Below are 17561 nucleotides of genomic sequence, written 5' to 3'. Positions count from 1 at the left end.
CCCTCGCGCCTGGCGCGAAGAGCCTGAACTTTCGGACGTCTTCGAAGAAGGGATGTCACGGCAGCGAAAAATGTTCCCTTTAGAATTCTCGCAAAAATTTATCGCCAGAATATGACTGGGGCGTTCTATGGTTCAGAAATGCAACGTCCTGTTCTCGTGTCGCGGAAATTCCGCTCTTGGCGTCATGGTCGAGGCATTGCTGCGCAAACTTGGCGGCCTGCGATTCGATGCATTCAGTGCTGACATCGAGCCGGCAGTCGATATGAGTCTACGGACGCTTGAGCAGCGGCGCCCCATGATTTCCGGACTAGGCAAGCTACGGGCAAAGACTTGGGGCCCGTTCGTCGGCCCTTCTGCTCCGGAAATGGATGTGGTCATTGGGACGTGCTGCGGAGGGGCCGGACCTTCGCGATACTGTGGTATATCTCTTACAACCTAGGACGGGAAGCCCGGCTTATGCGCTGGATGCTTTCGCACACGCAATCAAATACGCAAATGGAAGAATATGAATAGCCGCTGACGTGGTCAGGTGAGTACCGACCGGTCGAGTAGGGGGGCAAAGCTGCTGCGCGAATTGCGAGACCCGTCTGCGCTGGCACGAAATGCCGCGGGATGGGCGTCACGAGCCAGCGAACGGGTGCACTGCACCCCCATAACAGCTTCAGCAAACGACTGCCACTGCATCCACCGCTGTGAGCCAGTGAATCAACATTTCAAACCTGGAGGAGTTATGCCTGTTCGGCATGAGGAGCAGCACCGTCTGGAATCCATTAGCTGGTTGCGTGCCGCTGTACTGGGCGCCAACGACGGGATTGTCTCAACGGCCAGCCTCGTTGCCGGCGTAGCCTCCGCGCACACTACTCACGGAAGCGTAGTGCTGACGGCTGTGGCCGGCCTGGCTGCAGGGGCCATGTCGATGGCGACGGGAGAATACGTCTCGGTTTCCTCGCAGGCGGATACGGAGAAGGCGGCGCTGGTCCAGGAGCGGGCGGAGCTCGATGCCGACCTCTCCCGCGAGCATCGAGAATTGACGGCAATCTATGTGCGGCGGGGCCTGGATTTGCCGCTTGCGAGGCAGGTTGCCGAAAAGCTGATGGCGCACGATGCGCTGGGTGCTCATGCTCGCGATGAACTGGGCATCTCGGAGGTCACTGCCGCCCGTCCTCTGCAAGCAGCACTGGCTTCTGCCGGCAGCTTTGCGGTTGGCGCCGCGTTGCCGGTTATCGTTGCCGCACTCGCGCCCGAAGCCGTACTACTGCCGGCCATCGTCGTCTCTGCTCTTGTTTCGCTGGCGGCCCTGGGTGGCTTGGCCGCGAAAGCTGGCGGGGCGAAAGTCGGCCCGGGTGTTATCCGGGTGGTATTCTGGAGCGCCTTAGCCATGGGCGTGTCCTCAGGTGTCGGTGCCTTGTTCGGAGCGGTTGCCTGAAGCGCCGGACGCCATCTGAAAGCGATACGTCCGGGACAACGCTGCCGAAAGACAGCCGGGAAACGCCAAGACTGCTTACAAATATCGAGGTCTTACGCCCACCGGTTTGTCGCGTCTGGCGTTCTTGCTGACACACGTCAACGGAGCGCGACATGAATACCAACCTGACTTCCAGTTTGCCGCAAGGCGGTCGTATCCACCGTCTGTTTGCAGCCCGGGCAGTGGCCGTTGTCCTGGCTAGTGCGACTGGCATCGCTGCGATGACCGGCATTCTTCCGATGTCCAAGGCAACGACCGCGCCTTCAACGCAAGCTGTACCGGTCGTCGCTCAGGCCGCCAACGCGCTGCTTGTATTGCCGCAACCACAACCTTGTGAGGTTTAGGCCTTCGACCCGGTATTTTCGTTATGCACTTATTGGTATGGCGGGATTTTCCGCAACCCTCCTGGTAAGGCAGAGCTCAATTGGCTTTCGGCAACTTATCGTTGTACGATTTAATCAGGTGGGGCGATAGCGTCCGAAACCATAGCGGTTCGTGGAATGTCACGGATCGGCGTAATCGCGCCGGGGATGATCGGCATAATGAGGCCACCAGAAGTGGCCCCGAAACGCGATTTCGAAGGGACTCAAGAATGCGGTTTTTTGCCGGATTTTGCAACGGCGTTTTCGCCATTTTCAGGCATTGGTTTGGGCTTGCGGAAGCTCTCGCCCTCGATCACTACCCGATAGGCGCCGTGGCGTAACCGGTCAAGCGTAGCGGCGCCAAGAATGCGGTTATCGGGGAATGCGTCGCCCCATTCACTGAAGTCGAGATTTGAAGTCAAGACCGTCGCGGCCTTCTCATACCTCGCGGCGATCAGATCGTGGAAGTCTTCGTCGTGGGGCGGATGCAGGGGTTTGAGCGCGAAGTCGTCAATGATCAGCAGGGGCGAGCGCACGAACTGCTGGAACTTGCGCTCGTAAAGGCCTGTGGCGCGCGCCGCGTGCAGTTTCTTGAGCAGGTCAGTCTGCGTGATGAACAACACGTCGCGCCCCTGGCGGGCAGCGCAGTGGCCCAGGGCCTGAGCCAGGTGCGACTTGCCGACGCCCGTTTGGCCGACCATCAGAATGCAGACCTTCTCGTCGATGTAGCGGCCCGTGGCCAGATCGTGAATGTGTGCTCGATTGAGTTTAGGCAGCAGGTCGAAGTTGAAGCTCTCGAGCGTCTTGCCCAGCGCGAAACCGGCGCGGGCGAGCCGCGCGCCGAGCTTCTTCTGGTCGCGCCGCGCGACCTCGTCATGCAGCAACATGGCGAGGAACTCGGTGTAGGCGAGCTGCCCGTCGATGGCCTGGCGGTTGCGCTGCTCGAGCGAGTCGAGGATGCCCGACAGGCGCAGTTGCTTGAGGATGGAATTCAGTTCTGGACTCGGATTCATGGTGTTCAATGCAGCAGGATAGATTGGAGATCGCGGCCGAAGCGGCCGCCGTTCAGATAGGTGTCGGCGGGCGCCGGCGTTTGCGCGGGGGCCGCCGCAGGCTGGCTGTCCAGCCCCTTGTCGAGAATGGTCTTGATGGTGCGGTACTTCGGGCTGGAGAACGTGAGTGCGCGTTCGCAGGCGGCGTTCAGTCGTGCATCGCCGTACTTCTCGCGCATACGCACGATGCCCTGCGCGCCGCGCAGGTTCACGAGTACCTTGTCGTTGAACAGCGCGAGAATCACTGCGTGGCAGGCCGGCCCGATCTCCTTTGCCCGGGCCAGACACCACTGCGGGTCGTGCTCGAGCCAGGCCTGCGCTTCAGGTGGCTGGTGCTCCCGTACTGTCGAGCGATCGCCGGGCTTGCGCTTGCGAGCGTGTGTCGCGACGAGCTCATGCCGGTGGAACACCTGCACCACCGTGTCGGTCGCCTTCAGCCACAATTGCTTGCCGACCAGCGTGAATGGCACGGAGTACAGCACCTTCTTGTAGACGACGTGCCCATCCGTATGTACCTTGACCTCGCTCCACACCGCGAGCACCGGCGGCACATCGGGCAGTGCCGTGAGCAGGGGCTTCTCGATGGCGAAGCGCGCCAGCGGCTGTTGACGTGTTGTGCCGTGATCGCGTACACCGGCCTGCTGCATTACCCAGTCACGCAACTGCCGGTTGGCATCGGCCAGATCGCGGAACTCGCGCAGCGGCACGAAGGATCGTTTGACGTATTTGACGCCCGATTCAACGATTCCTTTTTTTTGCGGATCCCGTGGCGGACATGCGTCAATCCGGAAACTGTACGCTTCGGCAGCCGAAGCATACGAGCGCTGTACCTCGGGATCGTACATGCAGGCCTTCGTGATCGCGCACTTCGCATTGTCGATGATGACGCGACCTGGGCAGCCACCGAACCATTCGAACGCACGCCTATGGCAGGCCAGCCATGTCTCGACCGTCTGGTCGAGCACAATCTCGGCGTACTGATGCCGCGACCAGCACAGGGTCATGACGAAGATCCACGTCTTGAGCGGAATGCCCGACTCGTGTGTGAGCACCGGCCCGGCGCCGAAGTCCACCTGCACGGCGTCAGCTGGCGCCCACTCAAGGATGGTCGTCGCAGCGACGCCTCGCTCAGCCTTCAGGTGCAGCAGGAAGCGGCGTACCGCCGAATAGCTGCCGCTGTAACCGTGGTTGCGTTGCAGCGCGCTGAAGATCGTCGTGCCTTGTACGTCGGCATCGAACCAGCCGCGCACCAGATCGCGAAACGGCTCAAGCGTGGAGACGCAACTGCGGGGCAGCTTCGGATTGCGGCCGAAGATGCCAGCGAGTTCGGCGTCGTCTGGCAAAGGGCGCCCGGGATCGAGCCAGCCCTGGTTAAGCGCGACCTGCCGTACAGTCTTCAGCTTGCTGCGCCCCATCAGGCGCGCGCCGGCAATGTCGCGGTCAGAATCGCCCTGACGCATGCGCGCCAGGACCTGTCGATACTCAAACACTTCGAACCTCCTTCTACTCATCGGCCCTCCGGGCAAAGAATCCGAAGGTACCGGGTTGCGGAAATTCGAAATGCGTTTCGGGCTGCAGCCCGACATAACAACGAGCCGGTCAAGTGGCCCGATTACGCCGATCCTGAGGTGGCTCCTATACGCCGATCATCGAGTGGCTCCAATATGCCGATCCTGCACTGGCTCGATTACGGCGATCATCTGGTGGCTCGATTACGCCGATCCCGGAATGGCCTCATTACGCCGATCCGTGACATGGAATTCGCAAGTGCGGACGTACCGGCCGCTCGCTATCTCTGTCGACAATAATGTGTTCGCAGGTATTCCGGAAAATGAGTTCCAACATACACGTGTCGACAGCAGCACGAGCATGTACACCTAACCCCGGCGACGAGGGAAAGAGAGGGAATTCGATAACCCGGACCATGTCGGCGGCCGACGCGTTTGCTTGTCTGGCGACGTCAGTTTCTTCGGATGCAGTGCGGCGCGCTCACGCATTGCATCTGGACGCGGACCCTGAAATCCTCCACAAGCTTCGCGTCTCGCTCCGTCGTTTGCGGTCGCTCTGGTGGGCATACCAGCCACTGCTCGACCGGCAAGACTCGGAGCTGCAACGGGGCGAGTTCAAATCGCTGGCCAATGCCGCAGGCAAAACGCGCGACTGGGATGTCCTGCGCGACCTGCTATCGGCCGAACAGTCGATGCACGAATTTGCTTCACTTCTCGAATTCGTCGACGAGCATCGTGCCGCAGCGCTGTCGTTCAGTCGAAAGACAATCGGGAACGCCGGTGTCGAGCGGATAATCGAGCGCGCACTGACAGGCGCCCGACACCAGCTGGATTTGCGTGCCGTCAGCCCCACGATTGACGCGTTTGCGCGGGAACGTGTGGAATCGGCTGAGAAAGCGCTCATGAAAAGAGTGAAAAGAGTTGCCTTGCAGGAAGGGGTAGGCTACGCGACGCTTCACGACGTACGAATCGCCGGGAAGAAGCTGCGATATCTGCTGGAGTTCTTTTCGCCAGTCCTTGACGGTAGCCATGAGGATGGCATCGCACGCCTGACGTCCGTGCAGGACGAACTTGGCAAACTCAACGACGTCGTCACAAGCGAGACACTATTGCGGGAGTATTCGTTCCAGCTCGGCGAGCCGAAGACGGTCGAGGCGGCCGTGGGCTTTCTGGAAGAACTGAGAAAGCGCCACATGCGCGCCGCACGTGAAATCCTGCGCAGGACGACGGGCTAATCGGCCAAGGAAGCAGCTTGCTTGCACATTCCAGAGCGAGTGTGATTTTTTCGCCGGATTTTCGTTTCCTCCTTTCGGCGAGACACGTCAGTTGACAGCGACCTCGTGAGGAGTTCCAGTACCGTTGATACCGTTCCTCGCACACTTGAAATGCCGGTGTCGTAGTCGGCGCCTACCGTACGTATCATGACACGATACATGCGGCGATACCGAAAGCCGCTCATCAGACTGTATTTCTCAACATCAGGCGCGCAGCAGATGTAAGGATAACGAACTGGTTATGAGAAAGCATCTGATGATGCAGGATGCCGCGAATCGACTGGATGAAACTCTGTGGCGGCGGTCTAGTGCCTGTCTTGCGAAACCCCGCGAAGGTTTTCCCGGACACGTTTAGCGACCAGGACTGTCAGGTAGTCCAGGACACGCGCCCCGTCACTGTATTGAGCCCACGTCTCGGCGTACATCCTCGATACGGTCTCGGTTGGGGTATTGGTGTCAGAGGCGATTGCCTTGACGACGTCTTCAAAGTTAAGGTCGGCCATTGTGCGCTCCGGGCGTGCTGCAAGAGTGATGGGAGCCAGCTGGAAGTCGATTAAACGACGTTGTCGGCCTCCGTGCAAATTGAATCATCCTATGGTTGACGCAAACTGGTTATCCTCGTCTTGTCTGAACATACCCAGCTGTCTTTCGAAAGAAGGTGTGCTTATTCCAGTGTGCTTACTCCCTAGAATCTTTATCGTCAGAACCTGGATGCGTGGCTAACGCTCGCATTGTACGAATCCGGTCACATCGGCGGCTTGCTGAACTTGTCTATGTGATTCCACAGCCTTGCAAACAGGTCTACGGACAGCTTTCCAGTCGGCGCCTCGCGGGGCGCTCACCACAAAGCCGGGAAAAGACTCATAAACGATATATACTGTTTATATCGTTTATTGAGGCTGGAGATGGCCATGATTGAACCCCGTATCAGGAAGCCGACGAAGAAGGCGTTTCACTTTCCGAAGAATGGCAATGGACGTGCAGCAGCCGATGAGACGCAAGCAGAGGCGCCGGACGCGGTAACCACTGATACTCGGGCTGCCCCGACAAAGACGAAAAAACCAAAGCGGGTGCTAGCGGTCGACGCGACGCCAACTGGCGGAGCCGTAGAGGACAAGGCGAAGCGTGTGAAGAAGGAGAAGGTCGTGCGCGACAGTTTCACAATGCCGAAATCCGACTACGACAAAATCGCAGCATTGAAACAGACGTGCCTCGACGCGGGCGTGTCGGTCAGGAAAAGTGAGCTTCTGCGCGCGGGACTGATTCTGCTCGAGGCGGCATCGGCGAAGCGGCTGCTCGCGGCAATTTCGGCTGTCGAAACGGTCAAAACCGGTCGACCCGGAAATTCGTAACGTGGCGCTTACAAGCGACCAGCGCGCGCACGGCATGGACACTCCTGGTCGAGGACAGAACATGCCAGACAAACATCTCTCGAGCAGGTTTGATGCCGAACTTAATCTGGTCTCGACGAGGCTGCTCGAAATGGGTGGTCTGGTCGAGTCACAGATTGCGTGCGTGCTGGAAGCGCTGACGACGTTCGACCTGACACCTCTTGAGCATGTCGGCGACGTTGAGCGTCGACTCAATCTCATGGAAATAGAAGTCGACGACGAAGTGGTTAACATTATTGCCCGTTGGCAGCCGGCGGCCTCCGACCTGCGCCTTCTGATGGCGACTTCGAAGTGCGCGGCCAACCTTGAGCGTGTTGGCGACGAGGCACGGAAGATAGCGAAACGCACTCGCCGCGTCGTGATGGACGCAGGCGCGTGGAACCTCAACATCACCGAAATCAAGACTTCTGGCGAAATGGCTTCACACCTGCTTCGCGGAGCACTGGACGCAGTTGCGCGCATGGACGCAACTGCGGCCGCGCAGATTGTCCTCGACGACGAAGCCCTCGACGCCGAATTTCGGGCCTTCGTAGTCAAGCTTGTCACGTCCATGGAGGAAGACCCTCGGACAATTCAGACTGGGCTCGACTACCTGTTCATCGCGAAATCCATTGAGCGTATCGGCGACCATGCCGCCAACATTGCCGAATCCGTCATCTATGCCGTCCGTGGCACCGACATTCGCCACGAGCATCGAAAGCAGCGTGGGCGCGGAACCTACGGCAATTGAGGAGCGGATGGTTACAGTCGCGCTGGAGTCCGTCGTTATGTGTCGCACGTGCGACGCCGAGTTGCATTGGAAAGGCAATCACAGCTTCCGGAAGCAGCAGTAAAGAAATTGCTGGTGAGCATGCTACTCGGGGGCGTAGAGGGTCATGTCCACACCGTGTTGCATGATGATGTGCACCGTCGCGCTGATGACAAACGTGACGAAGGAGGCCACGCCGAGTGAAGAAGCGTCCCTTTGGCCTGCATCGCCTACGTGATGCAGCACCGTTGCCGTTGCTATCCACGCCACACCGAAGCTGATTCCGGCGAGCACATCAGAAAACCAGTGCACGCCCAGATAAAGGCGTGAGAACGAAATCAGGAGAATAAACAGTGCGGTGGCAGTCGCAATACGCAGCCGTGCGGCGCTGCCCCACGCGCGCGCAACGAAAAACGCGAGAAATCCATAGGTGACAACGCTCAGCGTTGCATGATTGCTGGGAAAGGAAAATCCCTGCAGGCCCTCATACATCGATGACGGTCGCGCACGGCGCATGGCAAACTTCATTGTTACGACGAACGCCTGTGCAAGCACTACCGCCAGTATCCAGTAAGTGGCACTTCGCAGCCGCCTTTGCCAGACGAGCCACGCAAGGACGACGAGAATCACCGGGATGGTGACGGCAGCATCGCCCATTTCCGAAGCGGCGACCATAATGGAGTCGAGTAGCGGGAAACGGATAGACTGGAGCGCCGCGTGAATCCTGACGTCGACCGTAACAAGCGGGTCCCCGCTAACGACATCCTCCAGCACGCCAAGGAAAAGCCACGTACCACCGACAGCTAGTACGCCAGCAACGAGCAGGTTGCGGATTCCGATGCGCTTGAAGAGCAAACGCCAGTTCATGCTTCACCGCCAGACGTCGTTGTCCTCGCGACGAGCGTAATCAGCGTCGCGATACAGAATCCAGCGCCTGCATAGAACGTTGTGCCTGCTCCAAACCGGTCCCAGAGTTCACCCGCGACGACACTCGCCACAAGCATCGCCAGTCCGCTCATCAGATTGAAGAAGCCGAACGCGGTGCCTTTCAGGTCCGGCGGTGCTGCATGTGCAACCATCGTCGCGAGCAGGCCCTGCGTGAGCCCCATATGCAGGCCCCACAACGCGACACCCAGCAATACGACCGGCCAGTGGCTTCCGTGTGCAAGCACGACATCCGACGCAATCAGCACCACAAGGCCGATGGCGAGTAGTCTGGTGTGGCTCATCGAGTCAGCCAGTTTGCCAAAGGGATAGGCAGAGACGGAATACACCAGGTTCATTGCCACCATCACCAGCGGCACCAGCGCAATCGGTACACCGCCCTGCATCGCGCGCAGGATGAGGAATGCCTCGCTGAACCGCGCGAGCGTGAATACCGCTCCGATGAACACCACCCACCAATAAGACCGGCTCAGCTTCTTCAGGCTTTCGAGCTTCATCGGGTTAACACGTTTCGCGTCCGAATGAAGCGCGGGTTCCTTAACGCCGAACACCAGCAATGCCACCGCGACCAGTCCGGGAATCACAGCCACCCAGAATACGCGGCGAAAGTTGTCTGCCCACAGCAGCATCAACACGACGGCGAGCAAAGGTCCGAGAAACGCGCCGACCGTGTCGAGCGATTGTCGCAAGCCATAGGCGGCCCCACGCAGATGTGGGGGTGTGATATCGGCGACGAGTGCGTCGCGCGGGGCACCCCGCACGCCTTTGCCGATTCTGTCGGCGACGCGCGCTGTCAGTACGATGCCCGCCGTCGGCGCGAGCGCAAACAGCGGTTTGCTCAACGCGCCCATGCCGTATCCAATGACCGCCAGCCACTTCCGGTTGCCGAGGTAGTCGCTCAGCGCACCGGAGAACATTTTCACAATCGGTGTGGTCGCTTCGGCGACGCCCTCAATCAGACCAACCATCATCGCGCTCGCACCCAGGCCAGTTACCAGGAACATCGGCAAAAGGCTGTGAATGATTTCCGACGAGATGTCCATGAACATGCTGACAAAGCCGAGCATCCAGATACCACGTGGGATTTGGCTAAGCGTGCCGGCGCGCGGCGTGGAATTGGTCTGCATCTTTTCTCGATTCTGGAATTGCCGCGTACAACAGCTGTACAGCCCTGCGCGGGTGTGACGCCATCATAAAACCGTGCCAATGACAGGGCGATGTTCTACACGAACTCAACGCCTCAGGGATGCTTTCCGAAGTTGCTTCTCGCGCCTGTACACATAAAGGGCTGGCAGCAGGTTCGTACTGAGCAAGCCGCTCCAGATTAGCCCACCCAACGTAACGATTGCGAGCCCCTGTTCAGGGGCGGCACCTTTGCCGAAACCGAGCGCCGTCGGCAGCAGGCCCAGTGAGGCTGTCAGCACAGTCAGGAGAATCGGCCGGAAGCGCACGTCAACAGCGTCGCGCACGGCTTCGACCACCGGGAGTCCTTGCGCTTCGTTTCGCTTTACCAACTGCAGCAAGACGATGCCGTGGTTCAGGCTCACTCCAATCAGGGTAAGAAACGCAATCAAACCGATGGCGTTGAGACCGACACCACTCACCACCAGGGCAATAGCTCCCCCGGAGAACGCCAACGGCATCTGCAGCAGAAGCAGACCGGGCACGAGGAGGCCATCGAACTGTAGTGTCAGGATACCTAGCATCAGCGCGAGAGCAACTACGGCTGCCACGCCAACATTGAGCGCGGCATGTTCGAGTTGCGGATATAGGCCACCAAACCTCACCTCGTATCCCGCCGGTAAGGGAAGCGTCGCGAGGGCCTTCTTTGACGCTGAAATGACCTGGCCGAGCGGCGCAGTGGGCGTCGCCAGAATCTCGACCGCCCGCAGTCCGTTCAGATGCCGTATGACGTTGGGTCCGGTCGCCATGCGGACGTACGCCACGTCTTTCAACGCAACCCACCCATTGGCCATTACAGGAAGCTGGTTGAGCTGCTCGATGGACAGATGCGTAGGGTCGGCGAGTCTCACGAACACATCCAGGTGACCATTGCCCTCTGGAACGGTGGCGACCGTTTGTCCCGCCAGAAGGATGTGCAACTGGGAAAAAAGCGCCGCCGGCGTAATGCCGTGGAGCGCGAGACCATCGGGATTGGGCGTGATTTGCAACTCTGTTACGGGATAGGCATCGTTGTTGAAGACGTCCGAGAGGTCGGATATGCCTGAGAGCCGACGTGTAACCTCGTTCGACAGTGACTGCAATGCTTCAATCGAATCGCCGTAGACATCGATGACAAACGGTTGCGGCAGGCCGGACAGCGTTTCACCCACCCGTTCGAGCGTCGGTGTCCCAATGACTGTCTGGACCGCCGGGAGCTTTGAAGCATCCAGAACCTGCTTGCCGACTCGGTCGAGACTGCTCGCGTTCACATCAGGTTTTAGCGCAATCTGAATCTCGCCTGCATAGGCAGGCTCGGTGTATGAGGTTCCCGAAGCAGACCCCACGCGGGAAAACACGTGCGCAACAGGCGGGAGGCCCATCAATCGTTGCGTGATGCGGTCCGATGCGTCCTGGGCGTCATGCAATGAAGTTCCAGGCGGCAGCGTAAAACTTTCGAGTAGCACGGCCTCGTTAGGAAGCGGCAGGAAATCGACAGGCACCAGCACAAGCCCAGCCACCGAGACCACGAAAATGGCGATGCAGGACCACAGCGAAACACGCGGATGACGCAGCGCAACTTCGAACAGGCGCAAGTTGCGGCTTTTGAGCCATGCGACCGCACGCGAACCAGATGTGACGCGCTTCTCGATATGCGGTCCGATGAATCCCAGCACAAGCGGAATCAGACTCAACGAAATAAGTAGTGACGCAATGAGACTCACTGTCATTGCAAGAGAGAACGGGACGAAGAAAAGTCCGGCGAGGCCTCCCACGAACACAAGCGGCAGGAATACCGCGACGGTCGTCATCGTCCCTGAAATGTCGGGACCGGCTATGTCGCGCAAGCCACGTGCAACACCTTCCCAGCGACCGTCACCCGCCTCCCAGCGGTGATAAATGCTCTCGAGTACGATGATGGCGTCGTCGGCAAGCAGGCCCACCGCGACTGACAGGGCGCCGAACGTCAGCAGATTCAGCGTCTGTCCCATCAGGTACAGCCCTGCGATACCGAGCAGCAGCGATAACGGAATGCTCAACGCTATCGCCCAGATGCCGCGGCTGGCACCGAGCATCCAGAACAGCACTGCGACCGCGAGCACGGCCCCAATGGCCAGATTCCTGGTCAAATCCGAGGCGACCACGCCGACAATGTGCCCCTGGCTGTAAATTCGCACAAAGCGTGCCCCGCCGGGCAGTTGGGGTTCGAGTTCCTGCAGAGCCTTATCAACTGCGTCGACGACAGGTAGCGTCGAGGCCCCCGGTTGCTTGAAAACAACTAGAGCAATGGTCGGCCGGTTATCGAGTTTCACGGAGTGATGAGACGGGAGCGCAGACCGGATGACCTCTGCAACAGCGCCTAAAGGCAACGTGGCGCCAGGGCTCCCAACGAGCATGCGCACGTAGCCGGAGGTACTCGTCGGCAGACTTCTGCCTTCCATGAATGCGTCCTGATGTCCGAGGTTGACATACCCGCTCGGCACCATCGCTGTCGCCGCGTCGAGCGATGCTGCGAGCGCCGACGCAGAGACGTTGAAACGCTGAAGCCTTGCAAGGTCGGGGCGCACCCATATCGCATCTGCTCCGGGTCCGGCGACCGACACGCGTTGTACACCAGCGACCGCCCGGACACGTGGTGCGAAATTTGACTCGACAATACGCTGGATTTGGGACGCGTCCACGCCGTCAGGAATCTGGATTGCGTAGTCCGCCACCTCATTTATGGCATTGCCGGAGATTTCCGTCGTCAGAGTCGTACCTTTGGGTAACGAACTGTTGATGCGTCCGATAACACCGTTGACGTCCTGAAGCGCACTTGCTGCGGTGGTCCCCTCCGAGAATCGCGCTTCAATCTTGACGGAACCTTGCCCTATGACTGTCCGCACGTCGCTCAATGACGCGAGCGACGACAGTTCGGCTTCGACCGGTCGGGCAATCAGCCCCTCCAGGTCCAACGTTGTCGCGCCCGGCAACTGCGCGACGAAGCTCACTTGCGGCATATTGAACTGCGGCAACACTTCCGCGTGAATGTTCAACAGCGCGTAGACACCATACGCAATCAGCCCTGCGTAGAGCATGACCCAGAGTAGCGGCCTCTTGACGATATCGTTGAGCATTGTTCTTCTTTGTAAGCGACGTCAATCGGCTTGCTGATAACGCGTAGCAAAGTCCTGGTGAAAGAGAAGATAGGCGTCCTGCGTCACGACGCGTTCGCCCGCCACGAGACCTTGCCTGACTGATGTCCAACCGCCGTCCGACAGGCCCGGAACGACCTGGCGGCGACGGCTGCCGCTCCGGTCACGCACCAGTACCCACCATTGACCGGCGTCGAGAATGAGCGCAGTTGATGGGATAGCCACTTGCCTGTCATCGGACAAGACCAGAGAAACGTTGCCAACCGCCCCCGGGTCAAGGGTGTAGCCTGGTCCAGCTTTGAGCCAGACTTCCACCTGACCCGGAGCGGTGAGACTGCGCGATACATGCTGAACAACCACTTGAACAATTACATTGTTGCCCTCGGGCAGAAAAACGCCCTTGATTCCCGGCACAATCGGGCTGGCATTGCTTCCAGACAGGTCGGCGACTACGTAGAGGCCAGCTGTAGGCGCGATGGTTGTGAGCGCCTGCCCCGCATTCACGTACTGACCATCGGCAGCGCTAACGGCCGTCACCATCCCGGCGGCCGGTGCACTAATGGTGGTGAGACTTGCGTAGCCGCGGGATGCCGCCTGCGCCGCTGCAAGTTGTTGACGCGCGGTGTCGAGTTCGGCATGTGCGCGAATGACCGCATCGCGAGTACTGAGTTGTTCCTCCAGCTTCTGTTGTCCGATAGCGGCGGCCTGGGTCGCGGCCCTCACTCGAATCTGGGCCGACTTCAGGTCCGCGGCAAGACGTGCGGTATCAGTCGATATGGTGGGACCGGTGAGCCGTGCAACCACTTGCCCAGCCCGCACTTCTTCACCCGGAATCACGCGCAGGCTGGAAACGACGCCGGCAGTAGGCGCGCTCAGTACGGTACTGGAGGCTGCCTGCACGCGGGCGGGTGCCGAGAAGGTGGATGCAAGGCGCTTCTGGACCGCTGGCATCGTCACGACATCTTCCGCAGACGCGGGATGACTACCAACGGAGCACGCGCCGATAACTGCAATGAAGACCAACAGGCGGACAGATGTCATGGGTAGCCTATTGAAGCGGTTGGTGGTCAATCGCGCTCACGCCAATCAAGGTACAGAGTTCGACTTGCTGTTGAAGGACGGAATTCGCGAGTTTCGTTGTCGCAACGCGTTGACTCAGCAAGCGGACTTCAGCGTCGGCCATTACCGGGAAGGTCACGTCGCGAGCGGCATAGGCAACACGTAACATCTTCAGTGATGCTTCGAGCGCGGCTTCCGTGGACTGCGAGCTGTGAAGACGTTCAGTTAGCAAAGTCAGTTCGGAACTGATGCCGTCTACGGCCGTATATGCGTCGTCGAGTCGTTGCCCGTATTCCTGGTAGAGGCTCTCCCGGGTGGCCTTTTCGACGGCGATATTGCCCCGGTTACCGTTGAACAGCGGCAGGGTCACAGAGACGGCAAGTCCCGAGGTATAGATGGCCGACGTGTCGCGGCCTCTTGTGATGCCAACATCGAGCCGCGGAAACTGTGCAAGTAGCGCTGCGCGATAGCGCTCGTCCTGTTCGTCGTACCCCGCGCGCAGCGCGAGCAAATCGGGCCGATGCTGGCCAAGGTTTGAAAGCGCAAGGACGATGAGGTCCTGCGGGACTTCCGATGGCTCCGGCGGAGCCACGAGCGCCAAATGCGAACCGGGCGGAAGGTCAAGGAGCCTGGCTAGTTCCTGCTCGGCCTTGAGATGCTCCTGTCGTAGCGTGCCCAACTGCTGTACGTTGTCACCGTACTGTACTTCCGCGAGCAGGGCCGCGTCTCGTGTTACCTCGGAGCGCGCGAGTGCCTTCTGCAATCTTTCGGTACCGTCCCTCTGATACGCCACGAGCTGCCCGACTTCACCCTCGAGGCGCTGGAGGGTCACGTTAGTGACGTACAGCGCGTAAGCGCGGTTCGCGACCTGCCATTTCACCCATTCCAAAGCGAGCTGTTGCTTCTCACTGGCTTTGGCGGCCGCTCGCTTCTTTGCGGGGCGGTCAACCAGCGCCGACACCTCGTAGCTGAGCCCGGCCATGAACGCTGGGACAAAACCGGCGGCTCCGGGACGGTCGGTACTGAATGTCAGCGTCGGGTCCGGCAACAGCCCGTCTGCATATTCTCTGGCAGTGGCGACATCGAGTTCCCGCTCCGCGCGCCGGATGTCGGGGCTACGCTGAAGTGCCCGCTCGACCACCTGGTCCACGGTCAGCGGCGCGTCTGTAGTCGCTATGTCATATGACCATTGCGGCGCTTCTGGAAGAGGCTTGGGCGCATACGAAGCACATCCGCTTAACGCTACAGCCAGCGTCACCTGAGCGAACCGTGCGAGCGCATTTGCACCTCTACGTCGCCGACCGGTTGCGGTAATGCGCTCTTGCAACCTACTATCGCAAATACGATGGCTCACGGTGAGTGTCCGCCCGAAAAAACGCTTCAGATACTACTTCGCCAGACTTAGATTTGACTTAGCAAGTTGGTACCGGCCGGTGGAAATAATGAGAATTCTGCTTGTAGAAGACGACGAAATGATTGGCGGTGCAATCGTACAGGCGTTGAAGGACGCCGCCTACGCGGTTGACTGGGTATGCGATGCTGATTCAGCGACAGGTGCGCTGACAGGACGCGAGCACGATGTCGTGCTTCTTGACCTTAACCTGCCGAAGCGTGATGGCATTGATGTGCTCCGGTCATTGAGGGCAAAAGGTAGCAAGGCTCCCGTCATAATTCTCACCGCGCGCGATAGTGTGGATGACAGAATTGCCGGGCTCGACGCGGGCGCCGATGATTACCTGGTGAAGCCGTTTGAAATCGGCGAGCTGCTCGCACGTATTCGGGCGGTCACGCGCAGACTCGGCGACCACGGTGACGCAAAAATGACGAGCGGGAATCTGACGCTGGATTTAAATACACACCTTGCGGTGTACGGCGACACCGAATGCAGTCTGACCGGTCGCGAGTTCGCACTGCTGAGCGCGCTCATGATGAAGCCTGGAACAGTCCTGTCGAGAAGCGAACTTGAGCGGAAAGTATATGCGTGGGAAGAGCAGGTCGAGAGCAATGCCGTGGAGGTGGTGATTCACGGTATCCGCAAGAAGCTTGGAGCGTCGGTCATTCGCAACGTACGAGGTGTGGGATGGTTGGTAGACAAGCAAAGCAATCGCGTTCCCTGACGTTGCAACTGTCTGTCTGGATTGGCTGCGTAATCGTCGCGGTTGGTGTGATTGCCTGTGCGTTGTCGTTTCTGTTCGCCTATCAGGAAGCCAGGGAACTGCAGGACGGGCAGTTAAACGAAATTGCCGCTCTCATCGACAGTCGGGCTCTTGAGTTCAGTGGTTCCCGGTCATCGATTGAAAGTTCACCGGATAAGGACGTCAAGGTGGTCATTGACAGGCTCAATGGAACGTTGACAGGTTTCGCACAGGCGGCGGGACTCATCGTACCCAACACGTTGACGGACGGGTTTCATGACTTGGATGACAATGGCAAGGGGTGGCGCGTCAACATCAGAACACTGCGCAGCGGAGAACGCATAGCGTTGGCGGAACCCTCCGCGCTGCGCGATGAAATTGCACGGGACGGCGCAATGAGAACGCTTGTACCCATGCTCATTCTTCTTCCCGGATTGGGCGTCGTCATTGTGGTGATTGTCAGAACAAAGCTGGGTCCACTCTCCCGGCTGGCGAATGTTGTGGACCAGCAAACTGATGTATCGCTTGAACCGTTGTCTGAAGACGGAATAACCAACGAAGCGTTGCCGTTTGTCAGGTCCATTAACCGCCTCATTTCGCGTTTGCGCGAAGCCATCAGTCTCCAGCGCCGATTTGTCGCGAGCGCTGCGCACGAATTGCGCTCACCGCTTGCGGCATTGTCGCTGCAAGCGGAAAACCTCGGCACAACCATCACGTCACAAGACGCTCGAGAGCGGCTGACGGCCTTTCAGTCGGGATTGCGCCGGACCCATAGGCTGGTTGAGCAACTGCTCACATTGGCGCGGTCCGAACAGGGGGGGCTGGAGCAGCCAACGAGGGTGTCACTGCGCGCGGTGGCAACTGACGTGATTAACTCGACGATTGACATGGCCCGCGAAAAAAATATTGACCTGGGATTCGAGCACTTTGAGGACGTCGATGCCGTTGTAGACGTGTCGTCCCTCACTGTCGTGCTGAGAAATCTTGTCGACAACGCGGTGCGATATACGCCAACCGGAGGAAGGGTGGATGTTTCGGTCATCCGGTTGGGCGAAGAGATGGTGCTTGAAGTTACCGACTCGGGTCCGGGCATTCCGGAGGAAGAGCTTGCGCACGTATTGGAACCGTTTTATCGCCTGGACCACTCGGCGCAGTCGGGCAGCGGACTGGGGTTGTCTATCGTCTCTGAAATCGCCCGCCGCACCGGCGGGCGCCTCATGCTTGCGAACATGAAGGTCGGCTTCCGGGCCCGTTACTTCCATCCGCTCCATCAGAAGGCCCGGTTGTGAGACTGGGCCCGCTCGCCTGAAGAGCCACTGGCTCCATC

The 17561-nt window shown here is 59.3% G+C and carries 15 protein-coding genes; 7 read left to right on the top strand and 8 right to left on the bottom strand.

Annotation, left to right across the window (positions count from 1 at the left end; genetic code table 11):
- Window positions 1-730 precede the first annotated feature (730 nt).
- On the top strand, window positions 731-1426 hold the full coding sequence (locus CJU94_RS00575) for a VIT1/CCC1 transporter family protein (protein ID WP_095417104.1): 696 nt from the start codon (window positions 731-733) through the stop codon (window positions 1424-1426).
- 152 nt (window positions 1427-1578) lie between these two features.
- A complete protein-coding gene (locus CJU94_RS00570) occupies window positions 1579-1809 on the top strand; it encodes a hypothetical protein (protein WP_244220892.1) in 231 nt (76 codons plus the stop codon).
- Between the two features lie 242 nt (window positions 1810-2051).
- Here the strand turns inward: CJU94_RS00570 and istB are convergent, their stop codons facing one another.
- Window positions 2052-2840 carry an IS21-like element helper ATPase IstB gene (gene istB / locus CJU94_RS00565; RefSeq protein ID WP_095417103.1) on the bottom strand — a complete coding sequence of 263 codons (789 nt, stop codon included), beginning with the start codon at window positions 2838-2840 and terminating at the stop codon, window positions 2052-2054.
- Between the two features lie 5 nt (window positions 2841-2845).
- Window positions 2846-4369, bottom strand: a complete 1524-nt coding sequence (gene istA / locus CJU94_RS00560) for an IS21 family transposase (protein WP_208645355.1) — start codon at window positions 4367-4369, stop codon at window positions 2846-2848.
- A gap of 434 nt (window positions 4370-4803) precedes the next feature.
- On the opposite strand from istA, the gene CJU94_RS00555 reads away from it, so the two are divergent.
- Window positions 4804-5622 (top strand): CHAD domain-containing protein, encoded by an 819-nt coding sequence (locus CJU94_RS00555; RefSeq protein ID WP_157763694.1) that lies wholly within the window; start codon window positions 4804-4806, stop codon window positions 5620-5622.
- 344 nt (window positions 5623-5966) lie between these two features.
- Here the strand turns inward: CJU94_RS00555 and CJU94_RS00550 are convergent, their stop codons facing one another.
- Entirely contained in the window at window positions 5967-6164 is a 198-nt protein-coding gene (locus CJU94_RS00550) for a DUF3562 domain-containing protein (protein ID WP_095417101.1), read from the bottom strand.
- A gap of 408 nt (window positions 6165-6572) precedes the next feature.
- Between CJU94_RS00550 and CJU94_RS00545 the strand changes: the two genes are divergently transcribed.
- Both CJU94_RS00545 and phoU read left to right on the top strand, forming a co-directional pair.
- On the top strand, window positions 6573-7013 hold the full coding sequence (locus tag CJU94_RS00545) for a hypothetical protein (protein WP_095420161.1): 441 nt from the start codon (window positions 6573-6575) through the stop codon (window positions 7011-7013).
- 61 nt (window positions 7014-7074) lie between these two features.
- Window positions 7075-7782 carry a phosphate signaling complex protein PhoU gene (phoU, locus tag CJU94_RS00540; protein ID WP_095420160.1) on the top strand — a complete coding sequence of 236 codons (708 nt, stop codon included), beginning with the start codon at window positions 7075-7077 and terminating at the stop codon, window positions 7780-7782.
- Window positions 7783-7905: 123 nt separating this feature from the next.
- Here the strand turns inward: phoU and CJU94_RS00535 are convergent, their stop codons facing one another.
- From CJU94_RS00535 to CJU94_RS00515, 5 genes are all read right to left on the bottom strand, one after another.
- A complete protein-coding gene (locus CJU94_RS00535; RefSeq protein ID WP_095417100.1) occupies window positions 7906-8667 on the bottom strand; it encodes a phosphatase PAP2 family protein in 762 nt (253 codons plus the stop codon).
- Window positions 8664-9872 (bottom strand): MFS transporter, encoded by a 1209-nt coding sequence (locus CJU94_RS00530; protein ID WP_095417099.1) that lies wholly within the window; start codon window positions 9870-9872, stop codon window positions 8664-8666. Before CJU94_RS00530 ends, CJU94_RS00535 begins: the two co-directional genes overlap by 4 nt.
- Window positions 9873-9977: 105 nt before the next feature.
- The gene (locus CJU94_RS00525) at window positions 9978-13022 is read right to left on the bottom strand and encodes an efflux RND transporter permease subunit (RefSeq protein ID WP_095417098.1); all 3045 of its coding nucleotides are present in this window, start codon (window positions 13020-13022) and stop codon (window positions 9978-9980) included.
- 21 nt (window positions 13023-13043) lie between these two features.
- Window positions 13044-14111, bottom strand: coding sequence for an efflux RND transporter periplasmic adaptor subunit (locus tag CJU94_RS00520; protein ID WP_157763693.1), 1068 nt, complete (start codon window positions 14109-14111; stop codon window positions 13044-13046).
- Window positions 14089-15249, bottom strand: a complete 1161-nt coding sequence (locus tag CJU94_RS00515) for a TolC family protein (RefSeq protein ID WP_095417096.1) — start codon at window positions 15247-15249, stop codon at window positions 14089-14091. Before CJU94_RS00515 ends, CJU94_RS00520 begins: the two co-directional genes overlap by 23 nt.
- A gap of 292 nt (window positions 15250-15541) precedes the next feature.
- Here CJU94_RS00515 and CJU94_RS00510 point away from each other — a divergent pair, with 292 nt between their 5' ends.
- Both CJU94_RS00510 and CJU94_RS00505 read left to right on the top strand, forming a co-directional pair.
- Window positions 15542-16216 carry a response regulator gene (locus CJU94_RS00510; protein ID WP_095417095.1) on the top strand — a complete coding sequence of 225 codons (675 nt, stop codon included), beginning with the start codon at window positions 15542-15544 and terminating at the stop codon, window positions 16214-16216.
- On the top strand, window positions 16180-17523 hold the full coding sequence (locus CJU94_RS00505) for a sensor histidine kinase (protein WP_095417094.1): 1344 nt from the start codon (window positions 16180-16182) through the stop codon (window positions 17521-17523). Before CJU94_RS00510 ends, CJU94_RS00505 begins: the two co-directional genes overlap by 37 nt.
- Window positions 17524-17561: the final 38 nt, after the last annotated feature.

The sequence above is a fragment of the Paraburkholderia aromaticivorans genome, from assembly GCF_002278075.1.
Classification (GTDB): domain Bacteria; phylum Pseudomonadota; class Gammaproteobacteria; order Burkholderiales; family Burkholderiaceae; genus Paraburkholderia; species Paraburkholderia aromaticivorans.
This window is presented reverse-complemented; position numbering and strand designations above follow the sequence as displayed.

Bases quoted from the DNA above. Each gene is read 5' to 3' on its own strand.
- CJU94_RS00505 (WP_095417094.1), top strand. From the start codon at position 16,180: ATGGTTGGTAGACAAGCAAAGCAATCGCGTTCCCTGACGTTGCAACTG.
- CJU94_RS00575 (WP_095417104.1), top strand. From the start codon at position 731: ATGCCTGTTCGGCATGAGGAGCAGCACCGTCTGGAATCCATTAGCTGG.
- CJU94_RS00570 (WP_244220892.1), top strand. From the start codon at position 1,579: ATGAATACCAACCTGACTTCCAGTTTGCCGCAAGGCGGTCGTATCCAC.
- istB (WP_095417103.1), bottom strand. From the start codon at position 2,840: ATGAATCCGAGTCCAGAACTGAATTCCATCCTCAAGCAACTGCGCCTG.
- CJU94_RS00545 (WP_095420161.1), top strand. From the start codon at position 6,573: ATGATTGAACCCCGTATCAGGAAGCCGACGAAGAAGGCGTTTCACTTT.
- CJU94_RS00550 (WP_095417101.1), bottom strand. From the start codon at position 6,164: ATGGCCGACCTTAACTTTGAAGACGTCGTCAAGGCAATCGCCTCTGAC.
- CJU94_RS00510 (WP_095417095.1), top strand. From the start codon at position 15,542: ATGAGAATTCTGCTTGTAGAAGACGACGAAATGATTGGCGGTGCAATC.
- phoU (WP_095420160.1), top strand. From the start codon at position 7,075: ATGCCAGACAAACATCTCTCGAGCAGGTTTGATGCCGAACTTAATCTG.
- CJU94_RS00535 (WP_095417100.1), bottom strand. From the start codon at position 8,667: ATGAACTGGCGTTTGCTCTTCAAGCGCATCGGAATCCGCAACCTGCTC.
- CJU94_RS00555 (WP_157763694.1), top strand. From the start codon at position 4,804: ATGTCGGCGGCCGACGCGTTTGCTTGTCTGGCGACGTCAGTTTCTTCG.
- CJU94_RS00530 (WP_095417099.1), bottom strand. From the start codon at position 9,872: ATGCAGACCAATTCCACGCCGCGCGCCGGCACGCTTAGCCAAATCCCA.
- CJU94_RS00525 (WP_095417098.1), bottom strand. From the start codon at position 13,022: ATGCTCAACGATATCGTCAAGAGGCCGCTACTCTGGGTCATGCTCTAC.